Annotated in this window: 9 protein-coding genes; 1 reads left to right on the top strand and 8 read right to left on the bottom strand. The window is 70.3% G+C overall.

All coding sequences use genetic code 11. The annotated features are described in order from the left end of the window. Positions 1–20: 20 nt before the first annotated feature. The 8 genes from QRX60_RS30200 to QRX60_RS30165 form a co-directional block, all read right to left on the bottom strand. The gene (locus tag QRX60_RS30200; protein WP_285994814.1) at positions 21–1124 is read right to left on the bottom strand and encodes an ABC transporter substrate-binding protein; all 1104 of its coding nucleotides are present in this window, start codon (positions 1122–1124) and stop codon (positions 21–23) included. A 31-nt stretch (positions 1125–1155) separates the two neighbouring features. Continuing rightward, positions 1156–2025: an ABC transporter permease gene (locus QRX60_RS30195; protein ID WP_285994813.1), complete on the bottom strand. Its 870-nt coding sequence runs from the start codon at positions 2023–2025 to the stop codon at positions 1156–1158. Then, positions 2000–2788, bottom strand: a complete 789-nt coding sequence (locus tag QRX60_RS30190) for an ABC transporter ATP-binding protein (protein WP_285994812.1) — start codon at positions 2786–2788, stop codon at positions 2000–2002. The genes QRX60_RS30195 and QRX60_RS30190 overlap by 26 nt, the downstream gene beginning before the upstream one ends. After that, positions 2773–3708 (bottom strand): alpha/beta hydrolase family protein, encoded by a 936-nt coding sequence (locus tag QRX60_RS30185; protein ID WP_285994811.1) that lies wholly within the window; start codon positions 3706–3708, stop codon positions 2773–2775. The genes QRX60_RS30190 and QRX60_RS30185 overlap by 16 nt, the downstream gene beginning before the upstream one ends. An 86-nt stretch (positions 3709–3794) precedes the next feature. Then, positions 3795–5153, bottom strand: coding sequence for a HAMP domain-containing sensor histidine kinase (locus QRX60_RS30180; protein WP_285994810.1), 1359 nt, complete (start codon positions 5151–5153; stop codon positions 3795–3797). A 355-nt stretch (positions 5154–5508) separates the two neighbouring features. Further along, positions 5509–7803 carry a glycosyltransferase family protein gene (locus tag QRX60_RS30175; protein ID WP_285994809.1) on the bottom strand — a complete coding sequence of 765 codons (2295 nt, stop codon included), beginning with the start codon at positions 7801–7803 and terminating at the stop codon, positions 5509–5511. Between the two features lie 17 nt (positions 7804–7820). Next, complete coding sequence (locus QRX60_RS30170) at positions 7821–8618, bottom strand: class I SAM-dependent methyltransferase (protein ID WP_285994808.1); 798 nt, start codon at positions 8616–8618, stop codon at positions 7821–7823. Positions 8619–8666: 48 nt separating this feature from the next. Then, positions 8667–10460, bottom strand: a complete 1794-nt coding sequence (locus QRX60_RS30165; protein WP_285994807.1) for a glycosyltransferase — start codon at positions 10458–10460, stop codon at positions 8667–8669. Positions 10461–11029: 569 nt separating this feature from the next. On the opposite strand from QRX60_RS30165, the gene QRX60_RS30160 reads away from it, so the two are divergent. Beyond that, positions 11030–12907 (top strand): hypothetical protein, encoded by a 1878-nt coding sequence (locus QRX60_RS30160; protein ID WP_285994806.1) that lies wholly within the window; start codon positions 11030–11032, stop codon positions 12905–12907. Positions 12908–12914 lie beyond the last annotated feature (7 nt).

Below are 12914 nucleotides of genomic sequence, written 5' to 3'. Positions count from 1 at the left end.
GGTGTCCTCCTTGCCCACGGTCACTTGCCTTGCGCCGCATCGATCACCAGCGACAGGTCGATCAGCTCTTCGGGCTTCACCGGAGGGTCGACCTGCAGCGTGCCCGGCACGGACTGGTACATCTTCTGCAGGCTCGCGACCGACTGGGCGGGCACGTTGAAGTCGAACGGCACGGACGGCGCGATCCGCAGCGTCTCGACGGTGGTGCCGAGCTGCTGTGCCATCTTGGTCATCACCTCGGTGTCCTGGTGGTAGTCGCCGGACAGGTGCGTGTTCACCGTCCGCTCCACCGCACGGAAGAACGCCACCCCCGCGTCGCGATGCGCGCCGAGCAGTTCGGTCGTCGCGAAGTAGCCGGCGATCTGCATGGTGTCGGGGTAGCCGCCGTCGGCCTGGAAGGCGACGCCCGGCTTGACGCTCGCGGTGAAGGGCGGACCGAGGGTCGCGCCGTCGAGCGAGCCGTTGTTGAACGCCTGCACCATCGCGGCGGGGTCGCTGAACGGCGTCATCCGCACGTCGCTGGGCTTCAGACCGCCCTTGGTGATGAGCTCGTAGAGCCCGTACTCCGAAGGCGCGGCCAGTCCGCCCGGGTTGACGCCGATGTTCTTGCCCTTCAGCGTGGCCGGGTCGAAGTCCGCCGCCTTGGTGCCGTACTTGGTGCTCATGTACACACCGCTGTCCGGAGCGGCCGAAGCGACGCCCGAGACCCAGCGGATCGGCACGCCGTGGCGCAGTGCGTTGAAGACCAGGGCCTGGGCGCCGGCGTAGACGAGGTCGATCTTGTTCTGGCCCAGCAGGGTGAGCAGGTTGGGGACCGTGTCGGTGACGAACGTGACGTCGAGGTTCTCCTTCGAGAACTCGCCGTAGGTCTGCGCGAGCAGCGCCGGCGCTTCGAGCTCCAGCTTGGACGGGATGCCGACCTTCAGCGACGCGCGCTGCCCGAGCGGCTTCGGTGCGGGTGCGCCGGGCTTGCCCGCCAGGCTCAGGCCGGCCGGGAGGACGGACACCTGCTTGGCGGCGCTCGCCTGGTCCTGCTGCGACGAGGGTGCGCACGCACTGGTGGCGACGAGCCCGGCCGCGGCGACGGCGGCGCAGAGCAGGCGAAGGGGGTGGTTTCCGGACATGGCTCTCCTGCCGGCGAAGGGACCGAGTGGATCAGGAGCGGCGCAGACGCGGCCGTTGCTGCGGGACGGCGAACTTGAGCGCGAGGCTGACGAGGCCGGTGAAGGCCACGCCGATGATCCCGGCGACGATCACGCCGGCGTACATCGTGCCGGGGTCGAAGACCTGGGACCGCTGGAAGATCAGGTAGCCGAGGCCGCTGTCGCCGGACACCATCTCGATCCCGACGATCACCAGGATCGCGATGCCCGCGGTGAGGCGGATCGAGGTCGCGATGGCGGGCAGCGCGGCGGGCAGGATGACGTGCCGGAGCAGCTGCGTCCGCTTCGCGCCGAGCACTTCCGCGGCGTCGCGGTAGCCCTGTTCGACCGAGAGCACCGCCGTCGTCGAGGCGAGCACCACGATGAAGAACACCGACACCGCGACGAGCACGATCTGCGGCAGGCCGCCGAGGCCGAAGACGAGCAGGAACACCGGGAACAGGGCGAGCTTCGGCAGCGTGTAGAGCGCGACCAGCGTGTGCTCGAGCGCGGCGCGGGCGATCCACGACAGGCCGAGCAGCACACCCAGCGCGACGCCGGCGACGACGCCGGTGCCGTAGCCGATCAGCAGCTTGCGGAGGGTGTCGAGCATCGCGCCGGTCATCACGCCGTCCTGGACGGATCGGACGCCGGCCTGCCAGATCGTGCTCGGCGCCGGGAAGAACCGGGTGTCGAGCGTGCCGAACCTCGCGGAGAGCTCCCAAGCCACGAGCAGCACGATCGGCGTCGCCCAGGCGAGGGTGAGCGTGATCGCGCGGCGGCGCCGGGCGTGGCGCTGGGGCGCGAGCTCGGCGGCACCGGGGGTCCGCCGCACGAGCTCGCGGCCACCCAGCCGGTCATGCGACGTCATGAGCGTGCTCACGTTCTTCCACCTCACCTTTCAGGAGCCGCCAGATGTGGTCTTCGAGGGCACCGAACTCCGCCGTGGCGCGCGCGGCCCGGGTGCGCGGGCGGGCGAACGGGACCTCGATGTCATCGAGGATCCGGCCCGGTCGCGAGGACATGACGACCACGCGGTCGGCCAGCAGCAGCGCCTCGTCGATGGCGTGGGTGACGAACAGGATCGTGCGCCGGTGCGCCTCCCACACCCGCAGCAGCTCCTGCTGCAGGACCAGGCGCAGCTGCGCGTCGAGCGCCGCGAACGGCTCGTCCATCAGCAGGATCTCCGGGTTCGCGACGAACGCCCTGGCGAGCGCGACGCGCTGCCGCATGCCGCCGGAAAGCGTGGCGGGGTAAGCGGATTCGAAGCCCGCCACGCCGGCCCGTTCGAGCCAGTCGCGGGCGACTTCGTTCGCCCGGGGCCGGGCGACACCCGCGATGTCCAGCGGGAGGCGGACGTTGGCGAGCACCGTCTTCCAGGGGAAGATCCCGTAGTCCTGGAAGACCATCGAGCACAGCGGCGAATCGCCGTCGGCGCGGTCGATCACGATCTCCCCCGCCGACGGCGCGGCGAGCCCGGCGACGATGCGCAGCAAGGTCGACTTGCCACAGCCGGACGGGCCGACGATCGCGACGAACTGTCCTCTTTCGACGATGAGGTCGACGGGCCCGAGCGCGTGGACCGCGTGGCCCCGCGCGACGAACGTCCGCTCGACGCCCGTCGCGCTGATCACGACGTCGGACATGCGGTCTCCTCCTGGTGGGTGTGCTCGAAGAGCGTCGGGAACGGCCCGGCCGCGAGCCACGCACCCGCGGCGCGGTCGCCGTGGACGTGGTCGGCGAAAGCCGCCGCCACGGCGGAGATCGCGGCGGCGACCGGCCCGGTCCGGTCGTCGTGCGCCGGGATCCCGCCGAGCTGGTGGTCGCCGTCGCGGACGACGGCGAGGTGCTTGACCGCGGAGCGGGCCCGGTCGAACGGCTCGCGGCGCCAGGCGACGCCCTCGCCGCGGGCGCCGAAGTCCCGCGTGCCGGTGACGACGAGCAGCGGCCGCTCGACACCCGCCCAGGAACTTCCGGTCAGCCCGCGGTCCCCACTGCCCTGCGGCGACAGGAGGATCCCGCCGGCGACGGCCGGGTGACCGAAATCCGTGCCGTCGAGCCCGAACCCGGTGAGCCGCGTGCCCAGCAGGAGCTGGGCGGTGTAGGCGCCGTACGAGTGCCCGGCGACGAGGACGCCGGCGCTTCGCGGCCCGAGCGAGTCGAGCACCGCGTGCACCCGCGCCACCCGGGACTGCCAATGCCGCGGGTCGAACAGCAACGCGTGCATCTTCTGTTTGGCCACGGGATCCGCGGCCCAGGTTCGTTCGTCCACTTCGGACAAGCCGAGCCGGGGTCCGGCGAGTTCGAAGGCGTCGAGGAACTGGGGGTGCAGCACCGCGTAGCCGTGCGAGGCGAGGTGCCGGCCGAGACCGGCGTACCCGCGGTGGCTCCCGCCCAGCCCGTGGCACAGGACGACGACCGGCTTCGGCTCGGCGGTTTCCGGTTCTTGGGTGAAGACGGCGACCCGCTGCCCGTCCGCCGTCGTCAGCTCGGCGGTTTCGCGAGTGCGGACCTGGTGCGGTCCCGGCCGGACCCACCGGGGGTGCCGGTGCTCGTTGCAGCCCACATTGGCTCCTAACTAGCGAGTTGTTAGTAACATAATGCTAGTTAGCGAGCGTGGCAAGGACCGGTTCAGCGTTCGAGACGACCTGGTCAGGCCGGCAGTTCGACGACCACGAGCGCGCCCCGGCCGTCCGGCGGGTCCTCGAACCGGGCGCGTCCGCTGTGGGCGGCGGCGGTTTCCGCGACGATCGCCAGCCCCGATCCCGGCAGCGCCCGTGCCGCCGGGGCGCGCCAGAACCGGTCGAACGCGGGTTCGCGGTCCGCCGGGGCGACCCCGGGGCCGTCGTCGGCGACGGAGATCCGGCCCGGCGCCGAGCGGACCGTGACCACCGACCCGGCCGGTGAGAACTTGATCGCGTTGTCGAGCAGGTTGAGGACCATCCGCTCCAGCGCGCCCGCGTCGCCGCGGACCGACCACTCGACGTTCTCGACGTCGAACGTGTGGTCCCGCGCGCGGCTCGAAGCCCGCCGGACCGCCTGCCGGACGACGGTGGCCATGGCGACGTCCGCGTGCTCCAGCTCGTGCTCGTCGCGGGCGAGCACGACGAGCTCGGTGACGAGGTCGCCGAGCTCCTCCGCCTGCACCTGCAGCCGGTCCAGCGTCCGGGCGCGCTGCCCCTCCGCCAGCGGGCGGGCGGTGCGCTCGCTGCGGGCCAGCAGGTCGATGTTGGTGCGCAAGCTGGTCAGCGGGGTGCGCAGCTCGTGGGCCGCGTCGGCCACCAGCGCCCGCTGGCGACGGCGGGACTCGGCGAGCGCGCCGGTCATCGCGGCGAACGCGCGGCCCATCCGGCCGACCTCGTCGCGGCCGGACACGGCGACCGGGAGCTCGAGGTCCTGGGTGCGGGCGATCTCCTCGGCGGCGCCGGTCAGCCGCGCCATCGGCTCGAGCGTCCGGCGGGTGAGCAGCAGGCCCGCCGCGGCCGCGAGCGCCGCACCCAGCACCGACACCACGACCAGGACGGTGCGCAGCCCGGCCAGCGTGCTTTCCACCTCGGCGAGGCTGCGCGAGATGGCCAGGACGTTCCCGTCGCCGACCGGTCCGAGCAGGACCCGCACCGGCGTGCCGGACTGCGTGGAGCCGTCCCGCAGGGTCACCGTCCGCGTCGTCCGGTCCGACGACTCGAGGACGACCGAGTCCACCCCGGCGGGCGAGCACGTCGTCCCGTCGGCCTTGAGCAGCTGGACGCCTTCGAGGAACCGCTGCAGCGGACGGCCCTGGTTCACCGCCCGGCACAGGTCGGCCCAGTCCGGCTTCGGCAGGGCGGGGTCCTGCGCACCGGGTGGCGGCCAGCCGCTGAGCAGCATCTCGTCCAGCTGCGCGCGCAGGTTGTGCTGCGTGGCCACGTAGGTCGCCGTGCTGATCGACGCGATCGCGAGCGCGACGATCGACGCGGTGATCAGCGCGACGCGGCTGCGCAGCAGCATCCGGCGCTCTCCGCGGCGCTTCACGGCACCCGCAGCACGAACCCGACACCGCGGACGGTGTGCAGCAGCCGGCTCGCCCCGCCGGAAAGCCTCGGCGCCGACCGTCCCAGGGCTCAGTCTCCTGCGAAGCCACGAATTCGTCCGAGAATGGTATTTCTGCAGGCGGATCCTGGCTCGTACATTGATGGCGCCTTACGGGAATCGGATCCGAAGGCTTCCCCTGCTCTCGACGACTCCCTGTCGGGCGTCCTCCCACTCCGTGTCCGTCAAACCGCCCGGCTGTGCCCACCTCCGAGGCCAACGCGCCACTCTGGCGGCCCAGCTCCCATCCGGCCTCGATCTTCGCCAGGTGGGCGCGTCCGTGGCACCAGTCACCGTGTCAAGAAACTCCGGATTGTCCAACTCGGTCCGCAGCCGATCCACCACGTGCTTTTCCCATTGTCGGACGGCGACGAATCAGCTTACGAGACATTCCGGTCATGATCGCCTGGGCCGACGCGAGCACCGTGACCACCAGCAGGATCCAGAGACCGATGCGCAACCCGGGTTCCTGGAATTCGAGGCGCACGACGTGCCGACCCGGGGGCACGTCTACGACGACGAGACCGGCGCCGCTCTCGCGGACGGTCGCTGCCGGGCCATCCCCTCCGTCGACGGCGACCGTGTAACCCGGCCAGTTCAGGCGGGCGAACAGCAGTTGGCCGCCGTCGGCGGGAGCCTGGTAAGTGACGGTCTCCTCGTCCGGGTTCGCCTCGGCCGCCTGAACCGACACGCCCGGCGAAGCCCAGGACACTCGCCCGGGGTACGGCGGTGGTGCGGAACGGACCCAGACGGTGCGCACCTCGTCGCTGGCCGCCACGTGCCAGCCGGCCGGCGGGCGCTGATCGACCACCGCGGGGAGCAGGCTCCGCTGCAGGATGAGGGTCTGCACGCGCAGTGCGTCGACCAGCGGCACGGTGGTCCCGGCCACCGGTTGCCACAGCCGGCCGAACGCGTCGGCGCAGGTGACGCCCTTGTAGTTCATGCAGAGGGCCGAATTGAGCGCGTCGAACCCGATGCCGCTGTAGCGGTTGACCGTCTCGTGCCCGCGCAGGATGCTCTCGTTGCCGAACAGCAGATCTCCGTCGGCGTAGTCCTGCGTCCGAACGGATTGCTGCTCGGCCAGCTGCAGCACGGTGCCGGTGGCGAAGGTCGTGTGCTGCCGGACCTGCGACACCGAAACCGGCGGTCGCGTCGGACCGCTCGGCCCGGTCACCGGCACGGTGGCGGTCTGGTACGCCAGCACGATCGCCGTGCCCGCGACCAGCACGGCGCCGAACGGCCGCCATCCGAACCGCCGGTGCACCAGGAGCGCCCCACCCACGAGGACGAGGACGACCGCCGTGGCACCGGCGTGGGTCCAGTGGATCTCCGGGCTGATCGCCACGGACAGGTAGCCGCCCGCCGCGACCAGCACGACGGTCGTGGCGGCCCGCGCGCGTACCCGGGTCGTGGCCAGGCCGGCCGAGAGCAGCGTCGCGATCAGCACCGCGAGGCCGAGGTAGAGGAACTCGATCAGCCGGATCGGCCAGCGGAACAGCCACACGTTGGACGGTCCGACGACCAGCGCGAGGAAGATCAGGCTGATCGCCAGCAGACCGCGCAGTGCTGGTGTCGGATGCCGCAACGCGCCGAAGCGCAGCCAAGGCAGCAAAGGGATGGCGAACCACGCGAAGTACGTCGACGGCAGGATCTCCCGCACCGCGCCGTTCCAGTTGACGACGGCGGGTAGGTAGGTGGGCGCGCTCGAGGCGAGGATGTCGCCCAGGTGCGGCACCTGGAACGCGTCGTTGGAGATCATCGCGAGGTGCTGCCTGCTGGTCACGACCAGGACATCGGCCAGCGGCAGGAACACCACCGCCCCGGATGCGCCGACCAGCACGCCGAGCACCGCCAGCCCGGCCAGCCGCCGGAAGTCCCGGTGGGCCAGCAGTTCGACGGTGAGGCCGAGCAACACGACCAGCACGCCCAACGCCGCGTACGGATTGCCGGTCGTCATCGCGAGCGCCCCGAGCACGAAGGGGACGAAAGGGTTGAGCCGCCTCCGCGCGTACCTTCGCGCCGCCCACCAGAACCACGTCACCCACACCAGCGCCATCAGTTCGAGCGGCCAGCCGGCCGCCGCGTAGTACAGGGTGAAGCCACCCGCGGGCATGGCGAGGCCGAGGAGCACCGCCGGTACCCGGCCGGCTTCGTACTCCCGGCACAGCAGGTAGACGCCCATCGCCAGCAGGGCGAGGAACTCGACCATCACCACCGCCGACGCGGCGGCCAGGTTGTCGAACCACGACACGACGACGTAGTTCAGCAACTGGACCGGGTTCACCACGGAGTACTCGCCTTCGGCGGCGTGGTTTCCCCCATACCAGCCGGCCGGATCCATGACCGGCCAGTGACCGGACCGGAGCTGCTCGCCCAGCTGGTGCCACAGCGGCGTGAAGGATTCCGGGTTGTCCCCGACGTAGTAGAACAGCGGGTGCAGCCACCAGGGAATGGAGAACATGACGACCGCGGCGAGTCCGACGCCGACGACGATCAGCCATTCCCGGTGACGCGGGGTCTTCTCCTCCGGCGCAGGTGCGTCGTGGTCCGCCGTCGGCGCCTCGGCGCTCTCCTCGTTCAGCGTGTGCGACATCGTCGTGTGCTCCCGGCTCAGCAGCCGGTGATCCGGACCGCGAGCTGTTCGTTGTTCGAGGTGTAGCAGACGTACTCGAATTCGGTGCCGCTGCGTTCGACGTACTCCTGCCAAGCGCGGTGCTCGTGCTGTTCCCACCCCGGGTAGTTGAAGTACTCGTCGAACACGACGACGCTGCCAGGCCGGAGCCGGGGACCGACGTGGTCGAGCACGGTCTTGGTCGAGGAGTAGAGATCGGCGTCGAGGTGGAGGAAGGCGACCTCGCCCGGATGGTCGTCGAGAAAGCCGCCGAGGGTGTCGGCGAACCAGCCGATCACGAGTTCCGCTCCGTCGACCTCGGGCGGCCGGTCGGCGGTGAACGCGCCGGCCGGAATATTGGGCCGCCAGTCCTCCGGCAGCCCCTGGAACGAGTCGAACCCGTAGACCTCGTGCCCGGCACAGGCACTGGCGATCATCTTCAGGGTGCTGCCGCTGTACACCCCGAATTCCAGGACCATGCCACCGGCCGGGACGAGGCCGAGAGCGTGGTGCAAGGTTTCCTGCGGATGCGGGAACGTGGTGACCGTCGGCAGGTGGGCACGGACGAACTGTTCGGTGGTCGCGACGGCGTGCCGCTCCCCCGCCGCGTCGATGTCCCGGCGCGCCCGGAACTCGACGTCGCGCACCAGCTGCTCGAGCCGTGCCGTCTCGCGGCGGACGGCACTTTCGACGTCGACGCGGATCTCGCGACCGACCCGCTCGGCGATTCGCTCCGCGATCTCGTCGATCCTCCTCGAGAGCCGGCCGCGCAGTGCTCGGCGGATCCGGATGACCACGGCATTCCTCCTGCGAGTCGGGTGAGGCGAGGTGTGGACGGGGCCGGCTCAGTCGGCGATGCCGAACAACCTGGCCCAATTCGCGCGACCGGTGAGTTCGGGCATCGCGGAGCGGTACATGTGCCGCACGCGACGCCGGTGGCGGACCAGCCGCCACAGAACCCGCAGGCCGCTGCGGGTCAGCTGGCGCATGGCCGCCCGATCGCGGTTGCGGACCTTGACCCCGGTTTGGGAGGGATCGGTGGCCACCACCATGTCGAAGAGCGACGCGTGCCACCAGTGGTCGTCGGTGGCGCTGATCGCGGCCGGCCCCCGCGACCGGCCCACGAGGTGCCAGACCAGCCGCTTGACCAGCACCAGGCCGGGCCGGGACGGAGCCGGCTCGGGCACCGCGATCTCCACGTCGGGTGCGCCGTACGCCGGATGGAGGACGGTCTCGGCGTACTGGGCGCGCGCTTTCCGGATCGTCGCGGCGGCCTCGACCCCGCCATCCGCGAGGCAGCCGGGGCCTCGCAGGAAGTCCTCCACCGCCATGATCAGGGTGAAGGCCAAGCCGTAGCGCATCGCGGTGAGGGCGTGGCACAGTTCGGTGAACAACCGGAATCCGGTGCCCCACGAGGGGAAGTCACCGTGCAGCGCGCTCACGATCAAGGCGTTGCGGAAGCTGAAGTAGCGGGGCCAGTCGTCCCAGTCCTTCCAGGCGAAGTCCGCATGCCACACACCGGCGCCCGGCAGGGTCACGGTGGGGTAGCCGGCCGCGCGGGCGCGCAACCCGTATTCGATGTCGTCCCACTGGAAGAACACCGGCAGCGGATAGCCGATGTCGGCCGTCACCTGCGGCGGTATCAAGCACGACCACCACGCGTTGTACCCGGCGTCCACGCGGAGGTCCTGGTGGGTGGTCGTCACGTCGGCGTCGTGCACTGAGCCCGGCGCGGGCCGGCCGGCCCTGAGCCGGGCCAGGTCGGCGTGTTCCGCCGACACGTGCAGTGTTTCCGGATGAAACAGGTGCAACATCTGGCCACCGACGATGACCGGTCTGGCAGTGAGGTCGGCGAACCCGGTCATGCGGCACACGGTGTCCGGCTCCAGCACGATGTCGTCGTCCATCAGCACCACGTGCGGCCGGTCATCGACCGAACCGGTGCGCGCGATGCCGGTCTCGTACAGCCCTCGGGTGAACCCGCCGGCCCCACCGAGGTTGGGCTGGCGAAGATAGCGAAGTTTGGCACCGAGCGCGGCGCGCACCGGCGTGAAGCCCGACCGGGAATCGACGGGATCGTCACCCTGGTCGATGACGTGGACCGAGTCCAGGGTGGCCAGGCACTCTTCGTCCGCCGCGACGGCGGCCAAGGTCTCCAGGCAGTCGTCGACCCGGTTGAACGTGCAGATCACCAGCTGCACGGGCCGCCCGGTGCCGGGAACGCCGACGCGCCAGCGCACGTCGGCGACGGTCAACCGGTCTGCTTCGGTGGCGAGTTCGAGCCACAACGCCCCGCCGTCGACGAAGCGATCCAATGCGGCGTCCAGCTCGATCGGTTGCCCCTCGTCAGCCGAGATCCGGACGCTGCCGACAGTGCGTTCCTCTCCCGCGCTGTCCGACGCGACCAGGCGTATCCGCCCCGCGCCCCGCACCTCGGCCTGGACGGTGACCCGGTCGACGTGCGTCCAGCGCTGCCAGTGGCTGGCGGGAAACCTGCCGAAGTAGGTGTTCGTGGTCACCGTGGTGTGCGGCTCCAGCACGGCACGTGTCCGGCCGGCGACGGCGGCACCTCGTTCGACCGCGTGGTACAGGCTCTCGGGTTGCACGTCACGCAGCGGCGCGAACAAGGTCCGTTGCACCGGACGACGACCTTCCGAGCTCGCGGTGGCCAGTGGAAACCCCTCGAATCGACCGGTCAGCGCAATCCCTCCCCATTTCGCCGATGGCAGTCATACGATCCCCCGAATGCACGCACGGAGGGACGCCGGCACCTTTTCATGGTGATCACATCTGCGGACCCGTGAAACCGTACACGACCGACGTTGCGGCCGGGAACCGGATGTCACGCCGCCGCGGCGAATTCACCCGACCTCACCCAGGTGGCGCAAGATCACCACAGCAGAGCCATTTCACGTATCCGAGCGCTCGGCTCGGAACATTTGCACAGGACGCAGGACCAAGCGGGATGCCGAGTGAAAAATCGGCAGCACCGACACTGACGTCCTACGGATTTCGCAGGACCGAAAGAATTGCGGCGAGTCCCGATTGATCGTCCTCGACCGGCGAGCAGGACCAATCGGGAAACCCGGGCGGGACTTTGGCCTCGTCGTCGTGGGGTCGTTCGGCGTGGCGAACGGGGCCGTTCGCCTCTCCGCGCCGGTGGCGGAGCGAGCGACGGTGACGTACCACCACGGGAGAGAGGTGCCTCATGACAGCCGGCCGCGTGGACGGCAGCGACGGGCGAACGCGCACGGGGCTGAGAGAGATCGCGGCGCGTGACGTCGAGAACGAATGCCTCAAGACGGCGTCCGGCGGGAAGCGGTATGTGCTGACCGGGGCGAAGATCGTCGGCGCGCTGCAGCTGGCCGAGGCGGCGCTCGATCGCGAGCTGTGGTTCGTCGGCTGCGAGTTCACCGACGTGATCGACCTCAGGGGCGCCCGTGCCGCGTCGGGAATCCACTGGAAGGGATGTGAACTGCGCTCGGTGCTGGCGGACCGGCTGCACGTCGGCGGGGATCTGCTGTTCGAAACGGTGCGCGTCGCCGCGGAAGTCTCCTTCCGCGGCGCCCTCGTCCGCGGCGACCTGCGCTGTACGGGCAGTTCGTTCCTGCGGTCCGGAGAGAAGGCGTTCGACGCCAAGGGCGTGGTCGTCGGCGGCTCCGTTCTCTTCGAGGACGGCTGCGCCCTGCTCGGCGAACTCGTGCTGGAGACCGCGCGGGTCGAGGGCACCGTGGACCTGACCGGGGCCACGCTGTCCGGCGCGACCGGGCGCGCGGTCACGGCGAACGGCATCCGGACCGGTGCGGAGCTGCTCATGACCGGGCTCCGCGCCACGGGCGAGGTGTGCCTGGACGGCGGCATCATCACCGGCAAGGTGAGCTGCACCGGCGGCGTGTTCACCAACCGGGGCGGCACCGCCTTGCGAGCCGAAGGCATCAGTTGCCGGAGCATGTGGCTCAACGACGGCTTCGTCGCCGACGGGATGGTGGATCTGGTCGGCGCGACCGTCACCGTCGAGCTCAACTGCTCCCACGGGACCGTCGAGAACGGTGTGGGCCGGGACGCCCTGAAGATGGACGGCCTCGTCGCCGGCAAGGTGTTCCTCGACGACGGATTCCGCGCGATCGGTGAAGTCAGCCTCTGCAACGCCCGGATAGCGACGGAACTGAACTGCACGAAGGGCACGTTCCACAACGGCGGCCACATCGGTGTCAAAGCGGGTGGGCTCAGGTGTGACGGCAACGTCTACCTCAACGAGGGCTTCGCGGCCAGGGGGACGGTCGGGTTCCAGGACGCCGCGGTGAAGTGCGATCTGAACTGCAAGAACGGATCGTTCGACACGCTCGACGCCCAACGGCTCACCGTGGGTGGCACGTTCGACTGGCAACCGCACGAAACGCCCGGTAAGGCCGATGTCTCGTTCGCGACCCTCGGGCTGTTGCGTGACCGGCCTCCCAGCTGGCCGCCGGACACCCGGCTGGCCGGCTTGACGGTCAAGTCGTTCGACGGCGGGAACATGTCCGCCGAAGAGCGGATTACCTGGCTCGAGAAGGCGGGAGAATACGCGCCGGAGGTGTATCACCAGCTCGTCCGCTTCTACCGGCAGTGCGGAAAAGTCGATGACTCCTACAGCGTCGCGATCGCCAACCAGAGGCGACGGCGGAAGGACGGCGGACTGCCGAGGTCGGCACGACTGTGGAGCTGGTTCCTCGATTGGTCGGTCGGCTACGGATACCGGATGCACCGCCCGCTGATCGCCCTGCTGATCGCCGGCGCCGCCGGCACGGTGATGTTCTGGCTCGCCCAGACCGGCAACCTGATGATCCCGGTGGCCGCCGGCCCAGGCTCGACGATCGACGCGAACACCTGCGTGGCGAATTACCCGTGCTTCGCCCCGTGGACCTACTCCTACGAGCTCGTTCTCCCCGTGGTCAACCTGCGGCAGGTGAACTACTGGTTGCCGGACGCCACCAGCGGCTGGGGCAAGCTCCTGTTCGCCTACGTGTGGGTGGCCGTGGTGGCGGGCTGGCTGGCCTGCGTCGGCATCGTGGCCGGCATCGGCCAGCTGATCAACCAGCGGGACTGAGGACCGG

It is taken from the genome of Amycolatopsis mongoliensis, from assembly GCF_030285665.1.
GTDB lineage: Bacteria > Actinomycetota > Actinomycetes > Mycobacteriales > Pseudonocardiaceae > Amycolatopsis > Amycolatopsis mongoliensis.
This window is presented reverse-complemented; position numbering and strand designations above follow the sequence as displayed.

Coding starts and splice junctions, on each gene's coding strand:
- QRX60_RS30200 (WP_285994814.1), bottom strand. CDS start 1,124: ATGTCCGGAAACCACCCCCTTCGCCTGCTCTGCGCCGCCGTCGCCGCG.
- QRX60_RS30190 (WP_285994812.1), bottom strand. CDS start 2,788: ATGTCCGACGTCGTGATCAGCGCGACGGGCGTCGAGCGGACGTTCGTC.
- QRX60_RS30175 (WP_285994809.1), bottom strand. CDS start 7,803: ATGTCGCACACGCTGAACGAGGAGAGCGCCGAGGCGCCGACGGCGGAC.
- QRX60_RS30160 (WP_285994806.1), top strand. CDS start 11,030: ATGACAGCCGGCCGCGTGGACGGCAGCGACGGGCGAACGCGCACGGGG.